Raw genomic sequence first — 23,862 nt, 5'->3', positions numbered from 1 at the left:
CAATTAAATCTTGATTAACTAAGCCGGGTTAATCATGAAGCACGTTCCCAACCTTCGTTTTCTATCTTTATGTACTCGATAGCAACAGCATTAGCACTAGCATCCAAGTCTGGTAAAGCTTGATATTCCGAAACCCAGCAACCAAAAACGTTATATGAACCCTTTGGCTGACCAGCTTCATCACGAACCTCAATAGTGATATCTTTACGGAAATCTGCTAAAGACACTTCTGGACTACCACCAAGCGCCCAGACTTTATTTGCCCATTGTTCAAAATCATTATCTTTGCTAACACCTCGTTCTAAGGTAATGGCATCGTACTTGCTTTGTCCGGGAGACTTATAGACAGTGCTAGGGTCGCCGCCTGTGCGGTGTTCTATGACCTCAGTGGTTCGCTTCAGACCACTGACTTTACTTACCCCAGCCACGTCTTTACCAGCGAATTTCACAACAAACTTAAAGTTTTTGTAGAGGTCTAAACGTTTACCTGAAATAGAAGGCATATATTTCTCCTTAAATTGCTATTTGTCCGGCTATTTGCTGAATCTTGAGAACGACAAATTCAGCAGGTTTGAGAGGAGCAAAACCAACAATAATATTGACAATTCCTAAGTTAATATCATTTTGGATTGTTGTTTCCTTATCACACTTCACAAAGTAAGCATCTTCCGGCTTACGACCTTGAAAGGCTCCTTGAAGGAAGAGAGTGTGCATAAAAGCTCCAAGATTCAAGCGAATTTGCGCCCATAACGGCTCGTCATTTGGCTCAAAGACAACCCATTGCGTACCGCGATAAAGACTTTCTTCCAAGAAAAGTGCGAAACGGCGAACCGGAATATACTTCCATTCATCCGTAAGACGGTCATCTCCGTTGCGCGTCCGCGATCCCCAAATCACACGACCATAAGCTGGTAGAGTTCGCAAACAATTAATTCCCAAAGGATTCAATTCCCCATTGTCTGGATCTGTTAGAGGTACACTCAATTGTGGTACACCTGTCAATGTTGCTTCTGTACCTGCTGGAGCCTTCCACACACCGCGTTGAACATCAGTTCGAGCAAATACACCCGCGATCGCACCACAAGGAACAAATTCTTCTATTTGATTTTCCCGTAAAGGATTTGGTTGCTTGATTCGAGGAAAGAAAACAGCAGCATAACTAGTTGGTTCACCAAGATCGTTCTGAATACCAGCTTTGGCCTTATCCTTATCAGTCCAATTACTAGGCGGATCGATGATGAAAAACGCGCGACGCTCTTTACAAAATTCTGCTGCTTGATCCACTAAAGAGTCATAATTTATATTGCCATCGTTTTTATAAGGCGGAATACAAAGCATATTAAACAGGTCGGCTTTATTTAAAGCGTAAAGACCCTGTTTATTTGCTTCCTTATTTGTCCCTGTGAAGTCGTTCACATCTAGATCGTCACCATCTGCACCGCTGTTTGGTTCCGCTTTGGTATTTGTATTGGTATTTGTATCGTTATTATCATCCCACAATCTTTTACCAGGTGCGGGTTGAGCATGAGCAGCTGGTCTGTCTGTTGGCAGAGGTTCATCTCTAAATCGAACGAAATAAGATTCATTCAACAAAACTTTATCTACTCGTCTGGGATGATTTGGCAGCACCGATACGTTGCGAAATACTTCTAATTGACTTGTATTTTGATCCAGAACTGTAATGTTGAATAGTTTTTGCTCATTTGCGTCACCTCTTACTTTAATATCTATATCTATCCGCACTTTCAAAGCATTTCCCCAACTGCCTTCATTCGCTGCTTCTAAGTGAAGACCATTCACATTTAGTTGTGCTTTCTTAGCTGTGGGTTCAGTTTCCCCTGGAGTTTGACCTTCTGCTGGAGCTTGACCTTCTGCCTGTTTCAACTTGGAGTGAGTGAGTCGGACAATAATTGCTTGGCTACCACCATTGAGGTAAAAATCTCGTACAGCATAGCCAAGGGTACTATTCAGCCACAATCCGCCAAAAATGCGTTCAAAGTCGCCATAACTGTTAATAGTAATCGGCTCGTCTACAGGGCCTCGTAAGGCGCGACCAATAAAGGCAGTGATAGAGGTAGATACGCCTGTAATCGTACGTACTCCACTAGGAATCTCTTCTACGTAAACGCCTGGATAAGTTGGTTGTATGGGCATTGTTCGTTCTCTGATTAAGAATTAAAACCTACAAATTGACAAAATAGTCAACTTTTAAATAAAAAAATTAAGATAGATTGTAAATTTTCATATCAGTAATAAGTTATTTGAGCAAGTAAGCCAAATTCGTATTAGATATAACATTGGAGCGAATTACTTTTAATATTAGTTGTCTCATCGGCTCTGAAACTCATAAAACTCATCTCATAACTCATAGTAAAACTCATGAAAAATAACATCTTTAAATAGGAATGGTACTAAAAGCTGACAAGCTACCTTGTCAGCTAAACTCTTATATATGAGTCATTTTGCCGTTTTTGCCAAAATTTTTGTAGGCTCTTATTTTGGCAAAGGTATTGTTATAAGTTAAATATTTCTTACACCCACATCAGTGATGAAGGTCAAAGCTTACTATAGGACTCCTATTTGATTTATGAACGGATTTTAGAGATAAATCCTTGCTGGATATGCATTCAGGGCAAACGCATCTAAATTACTCTTGATCGCAACCAAGGTTAAAAACCAACGAAAAAATCAGCATTTCGCGTTTAATTTATTTTATAAGCTTCAAAGCGATGTCTACGACGGGCTACGCCTACGCTCAACCTATGTCAATAAGCAGCTATTAATGAGACTAATTTTCAGCTTATTGATACGTCAAATACATAAATGAAGTTTTTTGTCCATTTAGTTTTGTTAATTTTAGATGCGTTTGCCCTGTGTACAGATATCAGAGCTAATCAAATCATTTATGCAAAGTGTCAGTCCCAAATTTAGCCATTAATTGAATCATTCAAGTTGCCACAATTTAACTATGCCATCGTCTGCTGCGTTTGCAAACATCTTGCCATCAGGACTAAAAGCGACTTTTCTAATGATTGAATTTTGATGGGTTGTCCAAATTGGAGACTGCTGCTGAGTATTCAATTTCCACAATTTAATATTGCCTTCATTATCTCCACTGATAACCAGCTTCCCATCGTGACTGTAGGCGACGGAATTCAATTCCGCTTGATTGACCACATGGAACATATTTGTCATCTGGTAGTTCGGTAAACTCCATGAACGAATCATGCCTACGTTACAACCACTGACGAGTTGCTTGCCATCTGGACTAAAGGCAACACTAAGCACAGGAGATATATGTCCTGTAAGTTTTTTCATAAGCTGCCCTTTCAAGTTCCACAAGCTAACACTCCCGCCAGCTTCAGCACTAGCTATTTGCTGACCATCGGGGTTAAATGCTAAGTCCCAGACTCGTTTTGGATCGGCTTGCCATTTTGCCAAAGATTGACCCTGCAAGTTCCATAAATGAATAATGCCGTCATCTCCAGTGCTTGCTAGTTGCTGTCCATTATTGGGATTAAATTTGACACTCCCGATCAGTTTTTGACTGCCGACGAATTCTCTCAACAATTTTCCCTGTAAGTCCCACAAGCGGATTTTGCCACCTGCATCACTGACCAATTTTTGACCATTGGGGCTAAAGTTAATACTCCTGATGGCAGTTTGATTCCCCTGGAATTTAAATATCTGCTGACCTTTAGTATTCCATAAGCGGATAGTCCCATCATCTCCACTGGTTGCCAAGGTTTGACTATTGGGGCTAAACGCAACACTCCTTACTGAACCCTGATGTCCTTTCAATTCGGAAATCTCTTTCGCAGCTTTCGGATCGAGCGACTTTACTGGAGATGGTTCAGGACTTGTGGGGGTTGGCACTGGAGTTCCAATGCCTTCACAGAGATGGCTTTTCTCTAGATCGCCATTTACGGGATTTACCTTTTTGTCAGCCTGTTTCATCAGGTTATCAAATGATTCAATCGGCCATAATTTACACAGCCCAGTAGTGCTATCAGTGCTATCTTTTCCTGCGGTAATCAAATCCTTACCATCTGAGCTAAAACTGACTTTCGTGACTAGACTATGATACGCTTTCCAGGCTGCAAAAGGCTCACCATTCTTTAAATCCTGCAAATTCCACAACTGCACCATACCATCATTTCCAGCACTGGCAAGCAACTTGTTATCCGCGCTATATGCCAAGTCATTTACTTTTGCATATATCGGTAAGAGGTTTTCTTGTTCACCGTTGACATTCCACAAACGAATAGTCCCATCCATTCCGCCGCTAGCAAGTTGATTGCTATCGGGGATAAACGCCAAGCTTGTGACCTCACCTACATGATTACTTTTCATTGTGATTGTATGCTTCGGATTTGACGATTGTTGCCATTTGACAGTGCCGTCTTTCTCTCCACAAGCCTGTTGATCGCCATTCGGAATCATCACCGTCACAGTGCCGTCTTTCTCTCCACAAGAGTGTTGAATGCTATTTTGATTGTCTGTCGAAGCCTCCTTGATAAGTACTGGTTTCTCCGACTCATTACCTTGCAAATTCCACAAGCGGACAGTGCCATCATCTCCAGCACTAGCCAGTTCCTTATCGTCATAACTAAAACTGACGCTTCTGACCGGTCCATGATGTCCTTCAAACTTATCCAACTCCGACTTATTTAAATCCGACTTATTTAAATCCCACAAACGAACAGTTCCATCCTGGCCAGCACTAGCGAGTTTCTTTCCACCCCGACTAAATGCTACCTCCCAGACAGTGTTTTGATTTGTTGGAATTTTCTTTTCGACTTGCTTCTTAACCAGCTTCGCATCTTTTAAATCCCATACACTGATAATGCCATCTGTTCCGGCAGTAGCGAGTTTCTGTCCATCTGGGCTAAAACTGACGCTCGTGATGTCATATTTTTCTTTTTCTTTAATGATATTGAATATGATGTTTTTCTTCCATTTGTTCCCCTCTCGATCCCATAAACGGATAGTGTTACTATCTCCAGTACTAGCCAGTCTTTTACCATCGGGGCTGAATGCTACACTCCAGACTCGCTTCTTCTCACAAGAGTTGAAAACGCAAAGACTTTCAGGTTTCTCAGAAAAATTGTGCAAGTTCCATACATGCACAGTGCCTTCTGCTCCAGCAGTAGCCAGTAGCTTGCCATCTGGGCTAAAACTAATGCTTTTGACTTGGCCTTGCCCTGTAGGCCATATTTTCAACTTTATCAATTCCTTGTCCTCACGCCGCAAATCCCATACACCGACAGTACCGTTTGCTCCAGCAACAGCTAGTTGTTGACTGTTTGGGCTAAAACGGGTGATTTTGATCGGCTCACAATTATTAATATAAGAATTATAAGAATTATAAAAATTATCAGACTTATCAGGCTTATCTTCAAACTTAAACTCAATCCAATTCGATTTATTTAAAGTCCGACTCTGAAAATCCCAAACATGGACAGGGACCTTGCAATTTTCTCCGGCACTAGCTAGTAACTTACCATCTAGGCTAAAACTGGTTCTGACTGTGCCCATGCCTTGATCCTCTTCTCGGCGGTCAAGTTCTTTCACGGTATAAACTGCCCTTAACAAAGTTCCTCTTACTTGTTCTTGGAGGCTACTGTTAGATATGAACAATAATAACTGCACACCTCTGTTCTTCAAGATGTTACGGTTCTTCAAGATGTTACCTGCCTTTAAACTATCAACCATCCCATCTTTAGATTGGTTCTTTTGTAAGTTTATTTCTGCGGATTCTCTCAAAGTCTTGGCTTCATTAATATTGGATAATAACGCGAAAATCCAAGCAATGATAGCCAACACAGCGAATATAACTGTAAGTGCGATCGCAATCCGCCATCCCCACCTAATATTGCGACGTTTTTCCAAAACACTTTGCTGTACAAACTCAGCTTCAACCTGGTTAAACCAGTTGTCATCGGTATTGAGTTCTTTATCCAATACTTCGAGATAAGGATCCTCATCCCATAGATACTGTACTGCTGTCTGTGTCGATAGCCCTAGCTGATTCAGAGCAAATTGAAACAGTTGCGCCAATGGTAACTGTCGCGCCAACGATCTAGGAATTTGAGTCACTAAGTTTTCGACAGTCAATATTCCTCGATCTAACCAATCGAAAATAGGAGCGGCCCCGTCTATAATCCCTTTTGGCTGTTCTTTGTCCTTATTTTTAACCCTTTCCCAGTCCTGAGTTGCAGGAGTTAGCCGCCGTTGCAGAAGTAAATTTTCTCGCTCTTTTTGCTCCCACTCCCGGAGCTTTTGCCACCCCCGCACCAAAGCATCATGAGCAGGTTCTACATAGGGCTGATTTTGTGTATCCAATCCCTTAACAAGCAACCGCGCTTCTACAAAGCGATCAATTACTTTGTTCGCTCGTTCATTTTTTTGTCCTGGATAAATTAATTCAGATGTTGGTATTCTTCTGCGAGCTGGTTCACCACTACTAATAGCCACCATTCGCAGCATTACATCACGAATAGTTAACTCACAAGCTTTTTTATTTTGCTCGTCAACTTCTTCTTCTACTAACTTGTTATACGTCTTGTCAGCAGTTTGGGTTAGAGCGCGTGTCACCCCACCTATTTCTTGATAATCGGCTTCAGTAATAATTCGGTCATTCCTCTCTCGATTTTCCTCTGCTTTGAGATACTTTAAATAAAGCTCACTCAAAGTAAAAGAAAGTAGGGGTAAAGCCCCTGAATTTTGATTAACTTCCTCAATCAAACTGTTGACTAACTTAGGAGACTCAAAATCTAATGTCCTTTGTTTGGCAGGTTCTTCAATTACTTGTTGTAACTCTTCTCTGTTCATCGGAGTCACAATAAACCTCCCATCTTGCCAAACCTTTTGCCAGGCTTCTTGCCAATCTGCTTTCTCACCCTTATTCTTGTTTAAGTCTCTGATTTGAGGTTCGTAATCAGTGCGTAAGGTCAGCACAATGCATAACGTATCCGATATTTCTTGTGAGGCTAAAGCTTCTGCTAACAACTGCAAAAACCATTCTCGCTCTTTATCATTCCTACATAAAGTGATTAATTCTTCAGATTGATCGAACATTAATAGCAGCTTAATATTTTTATCTTTTGGACTCCATTGTTTGACAATTGCAGTTAAAGATTGACAAGCTTGGGAATCTGGTTTTAGTTCATCAATTAACAGCTTAAGAGTCTTTAAAATATTCTGTTTGAGATTTTCTAACTGTTGTTTCTCTGAATTAGTACTGCACAATTTTTCTAAATGCTCAAAATAATCCAAAATTAGCAACAGCTTGGCTTCTGGGATTGAGCTTTCCCAAGCTTTTACAAGAATATTAAATTTTTCTTTGTTTTCGTCATTTAATCTCGATTTTAATTCTTGTTTGGTCTTTGACTTGAGAATATCATCAAGGAAATTAACTTGAGCCAGTTGATCGACCAAATCAACATTTTTAATTGGCAGAATCGCTCTTGCTAGAGCAGTAATAGGAAATTCTCCAGGTCGTATCGGATTGAGAACATACCACTCCTTTGGTTTTAGAACAGGAATCAAGCCAGCTTTTACCAAGCTAGATTTACCCGAACCGGAATTACCTAATACCACTGTAAATCGATGGTTGCTCACTTCTGAAAGGAGACCTTTTTCTAGATATTTTGGATCTTTTGGATCTTTTGAACCTTCAATAAGCCTTTTCCTACCTAAGAATAACTCACTATCCTTGGTTTCAAATGATGCTAAACCTTTGTAGGGATTCGTACTATCATCGAGCTTAAATTCTTCTAGTCTTTCCCGTTTAAAATCAGGTAGCTCAAAGATGTATTCGCCCTTGTCGTGCTTTTTGAGATGAAACAGTCCCGGAGTTTGTTTTTCTGCATCATGCCCCAGGTTATTTTGCAGATAAGTAAAGAGTTCTTGAGCAGTAATTACCCCATCTTCGATGATCGTTTTGAGAGAGGCATCCTTATCAACTTTCCACTGTTTCGCATTCAGCACTTTCAGCAGTAAGCCAGCGAAGGGAGAGTGTCCATTTTCTCCACCCCCTCTTTTTGCAATACGAGATAAATCAGCCGCCTCCTCGTCATGGGCTGCTGAAGTAATAACCTGTTGAGCTGAAGATTTGATGAATCGGTCATAGCTTTGTTGATACATTTTACGTGATCGCCCTGCATTCCGCTTTAGTCCTGCCCAAAGAATCCTGCCTGCAAAGCAACAGTCCAAGATCATTAACAGATGACGGCAGTCTAAGCCAGTGAGCGCATCATGTAACGACTGCATGGACACCCAGGTACTTTTATCATTTCGCTGACTGTCTTGTGACATCAGATAACCTGCGGGTTTACGATCTTCACTATCTTCTGTCTCTTCAGGGAAGCCGTGACCAGCAAAGTAGAACAAAACGCGATCGCTCTCTTCTACCTTGATTAGCTCATCACCAATCTGGATAATTCTATTATCAAGATTTTTTAAGAGATTACTAAGTTTTTCGCTAGTTGCATCTCCATCTTCTACCAAACGTAAGACCTTGTACTTGTATCTTTTTTCGAGAACATCAGCGAGTTCCTTCGCATCATTGACAGCACTTTTGAGTTTTGGAATATGGGTGTATTCGTTAATGCCAATCACGATCGCTAAACTTCGGTCAATCTTTCCCACAATAGACACCTTTTTTGGTAGATAAGGTTACGTAATTTTCATTTTTCCTGATGGTTGATACCCTTCTTATGCGGTTTTAGGAATCAGAAGGGCAATTGTAACTATGGATGGAGAGCATCTGCTAATGCCTTTAAACCCGCTTCTGTACTGAAATAGGTCAGATGATCGCAAGCAACATTTGGTAGAACTTTTGGACTCGGTGTGCGATCGCCACTCACACTTTTAATGCTGGCTAGGTAAACCGCAATATCGTTAGGTTCTCCCCCAAACACCAAACCATCTACCACCTTATTAACGGCTGGAGTAAAGAGTTTAGCCATTAATCGCCGGAAGCGATCTGGAGACTGTAATGTTGGCAGTGACCTGTCTCCAGCAATAATGGTGTAAGGAATCTGAGGGTCTGGGTTATTAGCGATCGCCTGAAAAAATTCTGAGTCAGGTTGCATTTGGTCGAGAGCATTATCATTAGCTTCCACAAACTTCAGTGACTTAGCCGCTAAATCAGCCACGACTTTGGCAGGCCAAACCATCTCAGGAATTTGATTAAGACCCCACCCTAAAAGGGCAAAAGCCATATCCTGAACTGCTGGCCAAGGAGAACCAGCATTGGGAGTTCCCAACATCACTAAATGTTGAACGATTTGATTTCCGCCTTCTTGTTCGATAAACCAGCGAGAAACTAATCCCCCCATTGAGTGGGCGACTATATGCAATTCTTTGCTGTGATTTGCTCCTAAACCTACAGCTTCCAATCGTTGTTTGAGCGATCGCCCATTGTCTTCAATAGTGGTGCTAATATTTTCGTAATCGAAAGTTAAAACTAGGTCATAAAGTTCTTGTAGCGGATGTAGTTGACCATTCACCTCTAATTTTGCCTGTTGAACGCTACCAACTATACTTGCGGTATCGCCGATAATACCGTGAATATAGAGGATAATTTTCTGAGCGGAAGCAACTAGGTTTTTTATTTCTTTTGAATCTTTGTTGTAAATAATCTCTATCTTATTGTCTTGTTCCCTCACTTTAGCAGCAGCTAAAATAGGATACTCATAAGAATTTCCTAGCTTTGAGGTGCGGAGCTTTTTAAAGAAAATTTTTATCGAACCACCCAAGCTGCGGCTACTTGTAGTCGGTTGAGGTAGGCGTTCAAGCTTGATTTCTATTTGCTTTCCTTTCTTGACTCCAGCACCGAGAGGCAGGAAAAACTCTCCGTCATAGCTTACAGGTAAGAGATATTCCCCTGACTCTAAGGCTTGGTTAACCAGTAAAGTCAGAGGTGCATTTTTGGTGACTGAGTTAACATCATTGACAGCAAATAACTCCACAGCACTGAGTCCTGAATTGCTACCGCGACTGGTGGTAAATTGAAACGATTCAATAACGCCTTGTTCGTCCCACAGAATGGGTGGTGCAATTAGATTACCGATATCTCGTGTTGTTTGGGAAATAGTGGTCAAGGTTACTTGTGCCTGTAAACTAGGATGGGGTTGCACTTCAACCAAACCATTGAGTAGTTTTGCGCCTTTACCCGGTTGAAGCCGTTCAGCATCCCGTGGCTTGACAATAGTAACTGCCATTTCTTTGGCGATCCAATCGTCATATTTTCTTCCAACGCGAACAGCATTACGGCTATAGACTCGATCCATTAAACGGTCGAGACTACTTTCGGATTCTGCTCCTCGCGTTCCTCTCATTGGAGGCTTTAGTCCTTCTTGCTCCAGTAAACTAGCATTAAAGTCTGCCTTACTGACAATCAGCTTAAAAATATCTTTGTATTCAGTAATGCCTTGTTCTAAAAATTCATCTGGGATGGAGAGGCTAATATCATCATATCCGGCAACAATTCCTACTCCCTCTGCTGTTTGGGCTGGAAGCACCACACTACTTCTCTCATCAAAAAAAGGAACTGCTACAGAATAATCTTCTGCTAAATCGATGACATTAGCATACAATTTCTGGTTACTGTGATTGAGCAGTTTGACTTGGATAACTGGCTTTTTCCACTCCCCATCTTCATACTTGTACTCTAGGCGCAGTTCTGAAGCTGTAGTTAGGGATTTGTCCGAGTCTTGATTAGGTTTAATCTCTCCGTCTTTTCCTTCATAACCAATAATATTAATTTCCATCTCCACATCTTTGGACTTAATCTCGCTGCTTTGAGGACTCTTTAAGTTGAGAATATTGCGCCAACGGGCGATCGCTTCTAAAGCTTGAATTGCTTCTAAAGCAACATCTTTGCTATAACCAGGTTGTTGGGGAATGGGAGCAACAGCCGGACGTTCATCTTGAGTAATCCAGTATTGCCCATTGCTGACTATCAGGATAAAATCAGCATTTGTGGGGTCTTCAACTTGCTTCACGTATAGGAAGTTTTGACCAGAATTAGCTTCTTTTAAAGCTTTTTTTGCCAAGATTATGCCTGTTTCTTCTGCCAAATTCTCTTGAATGTAAACTTTTAAAGGTTTTAGAGGCAAACTGCTGACGACTGCCCAATAACTTTTATTTTTGTCTAAACCCTCTTGACCTTGGGTAATTTCGACCTGGCTTTTTTGGGTTAATGCCTGAGTCACTCGTGCTTGTGAAGCATTTGAAACTTGCCTTAACTGTTCAGATGTGCTTCCCACTGGGAATATAGCTAATAATGTGGTTTCATCAGCAGAAACTGGCTTGGGAATGCCCTGTAATACCCCACCATCAATTTCCCAACCCTGCTCGTTAGGGTGCGTGCTGTAGCTTAAGGTGAAGTAAAAAGGACGTTTCGGAATCGCATCTCCTAAAAACGATTCTTTTAAGTCTTCTGGGTTAGTTGCTTCAAGTTGAGGCACTTGATCTTGAAATTTTCCCTTAACTAAAGCTTCTATATTTCTAGCTAAATCCAGGTAAGATAAGCTGCCATTAGTTTGCTCTAAGCTTTTGAGGAAAAAGTAAGAAAAAGCCCCTCTGGTTTTACCATCATCTTCTTGATATTCCTTCGCATATTGCTCATCTCGACAAGCTGCCAACAGAATATGTCTTCCCTTAGGCAAATCTAACCCTGTCTTTTTCTTATTAACTTCTGATGAAGTTAGTAGAAGATTTTTAAAAGTTGCGTCCTCGGCAAAAATGAAGCTAGACAAAGCGCGATCTCTCGTATCTTCTGGGGCTAGACGTACACCTTGAGGGATATTTCGAGTTCCCGAACCTGAGTGACAGGAATCGAGAATCACAATGACACGGGGATTTTTCTTTGCTACTTGAACCAGCAAATATCTGAGTTCTTTATCGGCTAAATCGTGATTCCCCTTAGTACGGCTATCGTAGCAAACTAAAGTTTCATTTAAACGGTCTGGTTCTAAATGCCAGAACTCTTCGGGAGCTTTTTCTTGACCCCCATGTCCTGAATAGTAGAATAGAGCAATATCGTTACTACCAGCTTGACAAAGATAATTTTGAAAACCATCAATAATTGCCTGACGAGTAGCCTGTTCATTCGTGAGGATTCTGGGTTCTCTCAGTTTCCATTCTCCAGAAATCTGGTTTTTAAGATAGGTTTCTATTGCTGTAATGTCGTTTACACAACCTTTGAGGGACTTAATTGGCTGGGGATAATTATCGATCCCCACAAGCAAAGCGTATAAATTGCGAATCCCAACTTCTGGAGAATTACTAACCATAATGTCACGCCTTCTAATAAAGTCCTATTTTTGAGCGGATTATGAAAACATGGAATCACGGCATCCCAATCAGCTAAAATCTCCTTAACCCTGATTATTTCGTCGAGTTTCAAAAGTTTTCGGTCTACTGACAATATCTCCTTGACTTACTCCTTGAATCCGACCTTTACGAATCATATTGATCGTTTCATAACCAATAATCGTTTTTATAGCAGTGTAAAATGATTTAAATCCTAAACTAAGATTGATCGGTTTTTTGATAAAACTCCTGTCTTGCTCCACCATGTTATTTAGGTATAAGTTATTTGAGCAAGTAAGCCAAATTCGCATTAGATATAACATTGGAGCGAATTACTTTTAATATTAGTTGTCTCATCGGCTCTGAAACTCATAAAACTCATTCCATAACTCATAGTAAAACTCATGAAAAATAACATCTTTAAATAGGAATGGTACTAAAAGCTGACAAGCTACCTTGTCAGCTAAACTCTTTATATATGAGTCATTTTGCCGTTTTTGCCAAAATTTTGTAGGCTCTTATTTTGGCAAAGGTATTGTGATAAAGATTTGTTTACTTTCTGAAAGCTTCTTGTCAGTCTTTAGGAAGAGACCAGAGTTTGATGGTTTTGTCGGCACTGCTGCTGGCTATCATGTTTCCATCAGGTCTGAAAACTACTGACCGCACGCCTCGCTCATGCCCGATCAAATTCTCCAATAGTTTGCCTTCAGGCAACCCCCATAACTTGATAGTGCTATCATTGCTACCACTAGCTAATCTCTTGCCATCAGGACTGAAAGCCACTGACCACACAACTCCATCATGTCCAATTAGGGAGTGCAACAATTTACCAGTGGGCATTTGCCAGAGTTTGACTGTCCTATCAGCACTGCCACTTGCTAAAGTCCGTCCATCAGGGCTAAAAGTCACTGAGCGCACGGCTTGTGAATGAGCATTCAGGGTTTTTAGAACAGCACCATCCATGAGCCGCCAAATTTTGAGTGTACCACTCTCATTGCCACTAGCTAAGGTCTGCCCATCCGGACTAAAAGCAACAGTTCTTACCCACTCTCCATCCGAGAACTGATGAACTTGTACGCCAGTCTGCACGTTCCAGATGCGGATGGTTGTGTCAGCACTACCACTGGCTAACCACTTTCCGTTGGGGCTGATGGCAACGGCTTCTACATCATCTGTATGACCATCTAGGGTACGAAGCAGTTGTCCCGTCTCTAAATTCCAGAGTTTAATTCGGTTATCCCAACTGCCACTAGCGAGCAGCTTGCTATCTGGACTGATGGCAAGGCTTACCACTGCATCGCCGTGTCCTTCTAAAGTATAGAGTAAGGTGTTACTAGGCAGATCCCAAATTTTAATTTTTTTATCGTAACTGCCACTGGCAAGGAAGCGTCCATCAGGGCTGATTGCGAGAGCGTAAACCCAAGTTGAATTTCCTTGGACAGAACGTAAGGGTTGAGTGGTTGCAACAGAGATAGTAGCAACACTAGCGTTTCGGAAGGAAGACAATAGGCTAGCACAACTGCTACTACCAACCAAGATCGTTAGGGTGCTGATTGCCAATGCTGCTGAAGATTTCCAGGTAATTTGTTTCGATCTCATAACAGGACATTCCTTGTGCGAGTGGGAGAATAATCTGACTTGCACCCACTGCGTAACGGTGTCGGAGACTAGCGGTACTATAGAGTAATTTTTTCTGGAATTTGAGATGAGAACGCTTTTCCTTTCGCTTTTTGTTGTTTATTCCGATATTCAATCCAGCGTCGCATCAGAAATAAAAGGGTTGTTGTGACAATCCCTACTAGCCCAATCGGGGTTAAATAGCTCCAATGGTCTAACATTTTGTCCCAAACGTGCCAAGTGAGCAGGAACATAGCTAAGTAAGTCAGGGTATGTAATCGCTTCCAATTTTTTTTTAGTCTTTTGACACTCCAGTCATTAGAAGTAATTGCCAATAGGGTAAAAATTATGAATGTAGATATACCTTGGATATAAATCCAATAGGTATTGGGATCTAAAAAATCAAGGTCTCTCTTTTTCATTAAGAGGAAACCGTGAAGCAAAGCCAAGCAGAAAGCCAGAATACCGATAAGTCGTCGATATTTTAACAGCCATTTGGGAAGGTTCGCTTGTTTAGTTTGAGGAAAAATGATTCTGAGATTCGTGGGCATTAAGCTGAGAAGATAAGCTCCTAAAGCTAGAAATCCCAGGCTGTTTTCTAACGGTGCTGTATCGATTGCTGCCATGACCAATCCTCCTTAATTTTTCAATAAAAGCCACTTTTTTAGAAGTTAAATATTTCCTACTGGTATATTTATCTAACTCCACTGCTAACTGAGTTAAAGCCTGAGATTTACTGACTCATTTCTGACTTGTGACTACTTTTGTTATGACTTTTATCATCAGGACTTATGCACAGGTAATGGAAAATCGAACCACAGAGGACGCAGAGAACACGGAGGAATAAGAGTTTCAGAGGTTTTTTGCGTAAGTCCTAATCATGTAAGAATTGAACAGTCGTCATGAGAAAATATTTGTAAAGCCTGGGTACTTCTGTAGAAGTATCTACGCCTAATTAGATATTTATGCAGTTTTGAAAAAACTGGGGTCAAATTTGTAGGGCAGCAAAAGTGGATTTGTCAGAATCAGGGTAAACGCTTCAGTTCCTTTAAGCAACAAATTTTCTAAATTCTATATAGCCTCTTCAGTAAATTCTTTCTTGATTTTATCTATAACTTTATTCATTTCTTTTGTATGAATCCAACCTACATAGCCTCCAAATATCATCTTGCTCTTGTCATCTGCTAAAAATATATGTTTCACTGTGCAGGATTTATAAAAATTTTAACTACTGTTTGATCTTTAAGTGTGAAAAGTGGTGTTGCTCTTTGAAAATCTCTACTATGAGCCATAGTCATCCCAGGCACATTCACTAATATCTCAACAACTTTTTGGGCTATTTGAGAAATACTAGAAGCAATTTCCGCTTCAGTATTCCATTCTTTTAAATAATCAATTGCTTTTTGAGATAAGTGGAAATATTCTTCAAATGCAAAGTGAATTAAACATTTAAGCTTCTCCCGTTTTAATTATTTAAAAAAGTTAAAAGCAAAAGCCAAGACGAAGACTCTGAAAGCTTCGGTAAAGAAATAAGCCTCTAATTAAGACAAAAAATTGGGTAGAGTGGAAATCAAAAAGCCATTTTTTTAACCCTTGGGTAGGGTTTAAATCTCTAGCCATAGGTTTTAGACTTTGGGCTGTTGAGGCTTGACCAAACAATTCACATTTTGCAGTGACGCTCGTTCCTCGCTACCGCAATTCGCAATAGCGGATAAAGTATTATTTTGTTGACATAATTGCAAAGTGAACTTATTAGCGTTTTTCCCCATGACATCAATATGGTAACGTTTCGGTGATAATACTGCTTGGATTTGTTTTTTCTCGATGATCAATCAAAGATAATTGAGCGCAATCTGCCTTTGTTTGGTACGTAGTTTGTCAGAGACTACCCCTATTTGAAGATTGTTCGCCAAAACAATCTTATCCTCAAGATCCGGTGGTCGCAGTTCTTCAATTCCCATATCCTTTGGTGGACTAAGTAATAAGTTATTTGAGCAAGTAAGCCAAATTCGTATTAGATATAACATTGCAGTGAATTACTTTTAATATTAGTTGTATTATAAACTCTGAAACTCATAAAACTCATTCCATAACTCATAGAAAAACTCATGAAAAATAACATCCTTAAATAGTAATGTTACTAAAATAACTTGTAACTAAGTACAACATCTCATTAGTTCATAGTGAAATTTCTGCGTGCCTCTGCGCCCCTTTGTGTTTAAATTTTAACCCTCAATTCGCCATGATTTTACTCAAAGCTGTACTAAGCACTTATACTCTCAACAACTGCGTAGGGTCAGAAATAGGAGTGAGTTCTAAACCAAAAGCTTGAGCTTTTTTCTTCAGGTTATTAAGTAGGCGCTCTCAATACTGTTACTCATAAATCAATACTTCAATTAAGCCTGAAAGTCAGGTAAACTAAGTATTATTCCCAAGCATGAAAATTAACTGTAGTACATCTCAAGGATTTATCACTATTGTGTCCAACGATACAAAGTAGCGATTTTGTTTACTATTTTTGCGAATGCGGGTTAATGCACATCTTGGATATTCCATAGCCATCCCACTAATTCATATTTTGATTCTGCAACGCCAAATGCTGCTCTTTTTTCGTAAAAAATCGCCGATACAATTCACAACTTGCGATCGCTTGAGATCCAGAAAGTTTAATCAACCCCATACTGCTTAACTTGTGAGTAAAGATGGGATCTAAGAGAATAGCTTCATTGGCATTCAGAACGTTATCAAAAGCTTGTGCTAACTCAGGCTGTTTTTGCAAGGTTGCCCAGTGACGCTGCAAGTGATAAGAATAAATTTTGCTAATGGGAGCAGTTTCTAGTAGTTGCGACAGAGTTACCTCCTTTCGAATCAGATGATAGAGAGCTAAATGTACTAGTGCCGGATGTCCCCCGACCATTGCCATTAATTGTCTAGCTCCTTCTCCATCTGTCCAATTGAGTCCATAGCATTGGGCTAACTGCTGTATCTCTTCTTGGCTAAAGTTGTCTAACTGAATCGGTAACCCTACATTGAAAGGAGACTGATTAAGTTCAAGAGGAACATAAATATCTGTTGAGTGAACCACGACTAGACGAAGCTTTTGCCAAATGGGCAGTCTTTTCGCTTCTTCGTACCAAGAACGCAACAGAGGTAGAAAATCCTTCGCTACTTGGGGATGCTCGAAAATATGGTTTACTTCATCCAACGCCAAGATCAGGGGAGTATTAATTGACTCTAGTAGATATTCTTGAAAGTAGACGGTGCAGCTAACTTTACTTCCCAAATCTTCATCCCAATACTCGTCTAACATTGGTTGAAGCTGAAGCTGACGGGCGATATTGGCACACAACCAGCGCAAAAGTTGATTCAAGTCGCTCAGAATTGTCTGCTCGACTTGTTCTAGATTCAAGCTGATAGTGCAGTAACCCTGGTGCTTGGCATAGTCAAGAATCCTCAGCAGCAGTGAAGTTTTGCCCATTTCTTTGGGAGCTTTGATCCTGATTAACGCTCCTGGTTTCTTAATTTCTTGATAGATTTGCTCCTCAAGGTAAGAACGTTTGAGGTAAAAGGGAGAGGCGAGAGGAACTGAGCCGCTGGGGTAGCAAGGTGACGTATCCTGATTAACTGTGGGGGGAAATTGCGTCAGGTCTTGTTTCAAAAGTTTTGTATTTGGAGCTGTTTCAATGATGGCATAAGATTCCAGCAGCACCTGACAGTTTTTCTTGGTGACGCGCTGGCCAATGACCTCAGAGAGTCGCCCAAACAACTCTGGGGCAACAACATTGGTAAAGTAACCAGGACTATAACCTGCCTCTATAGCTATTTGGTTATAAGTTTTATACTGCCAAATCCCACGCAAAACCAGATTTTCTGTGGAATTAAGGGGGCGATTGTGGCTCTCAATTAGTAGGCGGTCAACAATCTCAAACAGACTATCAAGGTTCATAGAGATTACAGACAAATACTACTAAGAAAGATAACAGGAATTACGCAAGTAACACAATATCTGCCATTTATTAGTACAAAAGTATTGCTTAGACAAATTAAATTATCTAGAAGGATAGGCCTCTTCTTTCACTTTCCAGATTAAACAGAAGTTTTCGTAAATCAAACAAAGATAGATTCATAAATACGGTTCTGAACTCTCAAATTTCCCTGTTGCTTGACTACTAGTCCTGACAAAAGCAATTCTCTTTCCTCTGAACTATCAACTGCAATAATCTCTCCTTGATGTAAAATTTGACGGTAGAGTTCTAGTAACCGAACGGATTGTTTATTTTTGAGAAGGCGATCGCGGATGGTTCTCAAATGCTCTGGTTCATCCTGTGATTCCCAATTTTGTATTACTGACCTTTGCACCAAATTTTCAATCCATTCGGTTTCTCTATTGATAGGGATAGGAGATGAAGAATTGCGGATAAATTTACAGAGCTTTTGAGTCAAAAATGGCTGGCCATTAGTCCAGGCTAACACTTCTTTTAAAACTGTTTGAGGATTGCTCACTTTCTCGGTCAATCCTTGAAGTAGAGGTTGCGCTTCATGCTCTTTAAACCCTTCTAATTGAATGGTCTGACCAATGTTAAAAGGTGTTCTTTGGTGGTCAGTAATTAAGTCCCCAGGGGTAGCTACTCCAAAAAGAGCAAAGGTTAAACGTCGATACTCTGGATTAATACTACGCTGATTATAGCAGGAGCGAATCAGTGCAAAAAAGTCATTAACTGGGAATTTTAAACTTAAGAAGCTATCAATTTCATCGATAAAAACTATCAAGTTTTTAGATATAGTATCATTTTCTTGAGCAACTTCAACTAGCAAAACTTCTTCAATAAATTGACTCAACCTCTGAACTGGAGAAATGTCTCCTTGCTCTTGCCACCAAGTTTTTAGATTAACCTTTCTTAATAAACCAAAACTTCGCCATAGCTCTACTGTTAAGCCTTTGTACCATTGGTCAGGCGTGACGTTTTCGCTACCAATACGGGTCAAATCGATCGCCCCGCACCTAAACCCCTCATGCCGGAGGTGATGTATCATGCGTACCATCAGACTTGACTTGCCCATCTGCCGAGGATTGAGAATGTAACAAAATTCCCCGCGCTTCAACGCCTTGTAGAGATAACGGTCTGCTGAACGCACAACATAAGTAGGAGCATCCATCGGCAAACTTCCTCCCACTTGATAGTCAAAAGTAGAGGGCTGCTCGGCACTTTTAAGTAACTCGTTTTCAAAGAGCAGTTCGGCTTGGGTGGCTTTGAGAACTTCTAGGGTTTGTGAGAGTTCTTGAGTGCGCTCTTCTACTCTAAGCTCTAGATTTCGATTATAATCTTCCAACTGTCCGTAGAGACGGGCATTTTCAATCGAGATAGCAGCTTGAGCAGAAAGAATTCTTAAAACTTCAATGCGATCGCTGGTAAATGCATCTGTGGTTAAATTGTTTTCTAGATATAAAATACCGCTTAGTTTGCCTTGATTTAACAAAGGAGTACAGAGAATCGATTTTGGTTGAGTGGCGACGATGTAGGGATCGCGGATAAACTGTTCTTCTTCGGTAGCGTTATTAAGAACTACATTTTCTTGAGTACGGACAACATAGTTAACGATCGCAACTGGTAAAATTGGTGTCTGCGTATCGCTATCTACAGAATCAATGGGAAGCGATCGCGGTAAAGTAACGTCATTAGAATCTACTGTACTTTCAGCTGCTATTGCCCATTTCTGATCTTTTTCCAGTATCAGAAAGCCTTTTTGAGCACCGCCATTTTCAATTACAGTTTTCATTAACTTAGCCACTAGTTGATCTAGTTTAATTTCGCTAGCTAATACTTGAGATGCTTTAGTAACTGTGACGATATCAAGGGCTTGGGGATTTGTACTAGCAGTAGATTCAGTTGTATTAATGCTTTGGTTTTCTTTTCGCTCGTTTATATCCATTAGAAACTGTGGGTATTCCAACTCTAGGGCTTCAACTTTGGCTAAAGCACCCCAGCGACTATAACAATGATAGGCATTTCTTAAGTATAGTTTCCCTATTTCTTCTCTACCAAGAGAGAGATGAAATTCTGCTGCACGTTCGTAAGCTATGGCTTCTTCGTGAATAAATTTAGATTTTTTAGCACCTTGAATCGCTTTTTCATAAAGTTCTTGAGCTTGCCAATTTTGTCCTAATATTCGTGCTTTTTCTGCTTCTACTAAATCGTATTTATTTTGAAAATTTGCGGGGCAATGACCAGCCCATATTTTCATATCCTCCTGATTTTTTTCTAGTTGTTCTATTATTTCTTTTTGTTGCTCTTTATCACAATTATAATAATGAGCGATAAAAGAAAGAGAAGAGTAAAACTTGTGTTGTGGTGCAGGTAAATAGTACGAACAAAATTTCACATATTTTTCCGCATTTATTCCGCTTTTAAAAGCCCATTCATAATTTTTAAAGATATAGCATGATATTGTCTGACAAAAGTAAGCGATTAAGAGTAACCATCCGTTGCTTATTTGCACCCAATTCTTTAAATATTCATTCTCCTCATTCCAAGAATGTTCTGTTAAAAATTTACCTTTATTCGCTTTTTTATTGACTAAATTTATAGTAATTTTTTGACATATCTTTATATAAAAAATCAAATATTCAATTTTATTTTTTTCAATTAGTTTAATATAGTTAACGTAATTTTGCTCAACATCTTCTAAACTATATCCTCCAAAGAATTTTATTAAACAATAGGTTATAATTGCTGAATCAGCATATTCATTATTTCCTGTATCTAAACCTGTTTGATAAGATTCCAATAATTTTTCCTGTGCTTTTATATTTCTAAGAAACTTTTTCCAATGCCAAATACATCCGTAATAAAGATGCATTACTAAAACTTCTAATTTTCTTATATTGTATTTTTCCTGCAACTTGATAGCAAGTTTTCCCCATTCATATCCAGAATTAATATCTCCTATTACTCCACACATTATTGCTCCATAAAAACTATAGGTAGCAGCAGTCTGGGGAGCATTTCCATATTCAATACAGAGATTCAACTGGCTTACAACTACTTTAATAAACAATAACAAATTGGTAGTACCAGTAGCAGTCATAATTTTTTGGAGTATTTCTATAGCTGCCAGTTTATATGGATTAGTCATTGTCGGCAGATTAATTAAATCCTCAAGCTGTTTTCCTTTCAATCCAAGTTGCACTTGTTGTTTAATCTTATTTATGTCATTGTCATTGTCATTGTTATTTGGAAGTATAATATGTATTCCCAGTTGTTCCAAAGCCTGAAATGCAGTCTCTATCGCATTGTTTGGCTTAAATTCAGCATAAAATGAGAGGATTTGTACTTCATATATTTTCACTTTGTCGAAATTATTGTTGATTTTTTGTAAAACATTTACAAATAGTTCCTGAACTCGCTCAAACTTAGCATTTAAGTAGAGTAATTCCAACGTATTTACATGGATGTCCAAAGTTAATTTATATTGGTTTTCCCAACTATTTGATTTTAATAATTCTAGCCCAGTCTCTAAATATATTAAAGCAGGTTGATAAGCTGTGGATGCTTTTGCCTTTTTGCCAGCTTGAAGATTTAATTTAGCTAAATTATCTCTTTCTGACTGTTTGGTGATTAATTGAGATCCTTCATTAAGTTGATTAACAATATCAAAAATATTTGCTCCTAAATCATCTTTTTGAGTATTTTCTAGTAAGAGACGACCTACTTGCAGATGAACTAGTTTTTTCTCTTCTTTTGGAATCAAAGCATAGGCAGCTTGCTGAACTCTATCGTGCAAAAATTGATAGGGAATATATTTAGGAATTTTGGCAATAAAAGCATCAGATGCTTCTGAAATATCCCTCAATCTTTCTTCTTGATTCAAAAGTATAGGTATTTTATAGTCATTACTCAGAGGTAAGATTAAACCTGACTCTAGTGCTGGCTGGAGTTCTTTAGCTGTAGTTATTTCAGATTTATTATTGATTACAGAAAGAACTTCTAAATTAAATTGGTTGCCAATACAGGCAGCTAATTGTAAAACTTTCTGAGTTTTCTCATTTAGTTTGGTAATTTTGTTGATAGTTAAGTCTACGACATTATCAGTTATTTTTACTCTTTTAATTTTCTTAAGATTCCACTGCCAATTCTTTGCTTGATAGTCAAATGACAAAAGTCTTTCTGTGTTCAAATATTGAAGTAATTGAGTTAAAAAAAAAGGGTTTCCTTGAGTTTTAGTGTTTACTAACTCTGCTAAAATTTTTGACTTTTCTGTAGAGCAATTTAAAGTATCTGCAATTAATTGGTTGATATATTCGATTTTTAATGGTTGCAGCAAGATATTATTGACCCTAATACCTTCTTTTTTAATTTGCTCTAAAGTTTGTATCAAAGGATGAGCCGTATCAACTTCATTATCTCTGTATGCTCCAATTATCAATATATATTGGCTGTCAGCATCGGTTATTAATAACTCAATTAATTTCAAAGATGCTAAATCTGCCCACTGTAAATCGTCAAGGAAGATAATTAAGGGATGTTCTTTTTGAGTGAAAACAGTAATAAATCTTTGAAAAAATAAATTAAATCGATTTTGAGTCTCAGTTGCTCCTAGTTGCTCAACTGGGGGCTGTTTACCAATAATCTGTTCCAGTTTAGGAATTACATCGATGATAACCTGAGCATTAGGATTCAAGGCTGCTAAAAGTTCTAGTTTCCAAGTTTGTAGTGCTGCTTCGGATTGGGAAAGTAACTGCCGTATTAAGTTTTGAAATCCTAAAGCAATCGCACTGTAGGGAATGTCTCGCTGTAACTGGTCAAACTTTCCGCTAATAAAGTATCCTCGCTGGCGTAATATTGGTTTATGAATTTCACTGACCAAAGCAGATTTGCCAATTCCTGAATAACCAGAAACTAGCATCATCTCACTGCTGCCTTGACTGACTCGCTCAAAAGTAGTTAATAATTGAGTGACTTCTTCTTCTCTACCATAAAGTTTTTCAGGAATAACAAAGTGATCGCAAATATCCTCATTTGCTAAACAAAACTCGTCAATTTGCCCTAAACTATCTAAGCGATCGCGACAGGTATCCAAGTCCGCTTTGATTCCCCAAGCACTTTGGTATCGTTCTTCTGGGGTTTTTGCCAACAATTTCATCACAATGTCTGAAATGGCTTTAGGTATTGGTTGAGACGTTAAATTTAACGTTTCTACTAGTTTATGTGGGGGAACAGGTTGTTGAGCAATATGACAATGAACTAATTCTATAGGGTCAGTGGTTGCAAAAGGCAGTTTGTTGGTGAGCAATTCGTAGAAAGTGATACCCAGCGAATAAAAATCGCTGCGGTAATCTATCCCTCGGTTCATTCTTCCAGTTTGCTCTGGAGCAATATAAGCTAAAGTTCCTTCTAATTGATCGAGATTGCAAACTATCTGATTTTCTCGAGTTAAACAAGTGGAAATACCGAAATCAATGATTTTGAGTTGTTCTGTTTCTAAGTTATAGACGATATTAGAGGGGTTAATATCTTTGTGGATAATATTGGCAGCGTGAACAGCAGCCAAACTCTCAGTGATTTTGATAGCAATACAGATAAATTCTTTGAGAGTAAATTGGCGATCACACATTAACAATTTTAAAGATTCACCGCCAAAGTCTTCTAAAAACATGACTAGACTATTTTCATATCGCTGCAAATTGTATGCTTTAATAACTCTATCGGTTTTTAAACAGCGGGTGAGTTCATATTCCTGCTTGTATCGAGTTAGTTCTGAGGGAGTTGGGTAGTTTTCCTTGAGAATCTTTAAAATAATCGGTTGATTATCAGACTTGAGAATGGCTCTATAGACTAATGAATTAGCACTTTCATAGATTTTTTGAATAATCTGATAGTTTTTCATATTGTTCGTGAGTAAATTCTTATAATTAAAATTTTT

At 39.2% G+C, this 23,862-nt stretch carries 10 protein-coding genes; all 10 read right to left on the bottom strand.

The annotated features are described in order from the left end of the window. Positions 1-32: 32 nt before the first annotated feature. Complete coding sequence (locus V7K44_RS25965; RefSeq protein ID WP_334935779.1) at positions 33-503, bottom strand: phage tail protein; 471 nt, start codon at positions 501-503, stop codon at positions 33-35. Between the two features lie 10 nt (positions 504-513). Further along, positions 514-2,154, bottom strand: coding sequence for a phage tail sheath family protein (locus tag V7K44_RS25960; protein WP_334935777.1), 1,641 nt, complete (start codon positions 2,152-2,154; stop codon positions 514-516). A gap of 789 nt (positions 2,155-2,943) precedes the next feature. Then, complete coding sequence (locus tag V7K44_RS25955; RefSeq protein WP_334935775.1) at positions 2,944-8,652, bottom strand: nSTAND1 domain-containing NTPase; 5,709 nt, start codon at positions 8,650-8,652, stop codon at positions 2,944-2,946. 101 nt (positions 8,653-8,753) lie between these two features. Then, positions 8,754-12,305, bottom strand: a complete 3,552-nt coding sequence (locus V7K44_RS25950; protein WP_334935772.1) for a caspase family protein — start codon at positions 12,303-12,305, stop codon at positions 8,754-8,756. Positions 12,306-12,389: 84 nt separating this feature from the next. Then, positions 12,390-12,635 (bottom strand): DDE-type integrase/transposase/recombinase, encoded by a 246-nt coding sequence (locus tag V7K44_RS25945; RefSeq protein WP_442940721.1) that lies wholly within the window; start codon positions 12,633-12,635, stop codon positions 12,390-12,392. 262 nt (positions 12,636-12,897) lie between these two features. Further along, positions 12,898-13,923 carry a WD40 repeat domain-containing protein gene (locus V7K44_RS25940; protein ID WP_334935770.1) on the bottom strand — a complete coding sequence of 342 codons (1,026 nt, stop codon included), beginning with the start codon at positions 13,921-13,923 and terminating at the stop codon, positions 12,898-12,900. A 77-nt stretch (positions 13,924-14,000) separates the two neighbouring features. Beyond that, a complete protein-coding gene (locus V7K44_RS25935) occupies positions 14,001-14,567 on the bottom strand; it encodes a ferric reductase-like transmembrane domain-containing protein (RefSeq protein WP_334935768.1) in 567 nt (188 codons plus the stop codon). 445 nt (positions 14,568-15,012) lie between these two features. Beyond that, positions 15,013-15,144 carry a hypothetical protein gene (locus V7K44_RS25930; RefSeq protein ID WP_334935766.1) on the bottom strand — a complete coding sequence of 44 codons (132 nt, stop codon included), beginning with the start codon at positions 15,142-15,144 and terminating at the stop codon, positions 15,013-15,015. A gap of 1,363 nt (positions 15,145-16,507) precedes the next feature. Next, positions 16,508-17,887 (bottom strand): AAA-like domain-containing protein, encoded by a 1,380-nt coding sequence (locus V7K44_RS25925; RefSeq protein ID WP_334935764.1) that lies wholly within the window; start codon positions 17,885-17,887, stop codon positions 16,508-16,510. Positions 17,888-18,048: 161 nt separating this feature from the next. Then, positions 18,049-23,826: an AAA family ATPase gene (locus V7K44_RS25920; RefSeq protein ID WP_334935762.1), complete on the bottom strand. Its 5,778-nt coding sequence runs from the start codon at positions 23,824-23,826 to the stop codon at positions 18,049-18,051. Positions 23,827-23,862: the final 36 nt, after the last annotated feature.

The sequence above is a fragment of the Nostoc sp. genome (assembly GCF_036917235.1).
Lineage (GTDB): Bacteria > Cyanobacteriota > Cyanobacteriia > Cyanobacteriales > Nostocaceae > Nostoc.
The sequence above is the reverse complement of the archived record's forward strand: the minus strand, read 5'-3'. Positions and strand labels throughout refer to the sequence as shown.

What these genes read in the sequence shown, in the direction of transcription:
- V7K44_RS25935 (WP_334935768.1), bottom strand. Translation starts at nt 14,567, where the DNA reads ATGGCAGCAATCGATACAGCACCGTTAGAAAACAGCCTGGGATTTCTA.
- V7K44_RS25945 (WP_442940721.1), bottom strand. Translation starts at nt 12,635, where the DNA reads ATGCGAATTTGGCTTACTTGCTCAAATAACTTATACCTAAATAACATG.
- V7K44_RS25920 (WP_334935762.1), bottom strand. Translation starts at nt 23,826, where the DNA reads ATGAAAAACTATCAGATTATTCAAAAAATCTATGAAAGTGCTAATTCA.
- V7K44_RS25950 (WP_334935772.1), bottom strand. Translation starts at nt 12,305, where the DNA reads ATGGTTAGTAATTCTCCAGAAGTTGGGATTCGCAATTTATACGCTTTG.
- V7K44_RS25940 (WP_334935770.1), bottom strand. Translation starts at nt 13,923, where the DNA reads ATGAGATCGAAACAAATTACCTGGAAATCTTCAGCAGCATTGGCAATC.
- V7K44_RS25960 (WP_334935777.1), bottom strand. Translation starts at nt 2,154, where the DNA reads ATGCCCATACAACCAACTTATCCAGGCGTTTACGTAGAAGAGATTCCT.
- V7K44_RS25965 (WP_334935779.1), bottom strand. Translation starts at nt 503, where the DNA reads ATGCCTTCTATTTCAGGTAAACGTTTAGACCTCTACAAAAACTTTAAG.
- V7K44_RS25925 (WP_334935764.1), bottom strand. Translation starts at nt 17,887, where the DNA reads ATGAACCTTGATAGTCTGTTTGAGATTGTTGACCGCCTACTAATTGAG.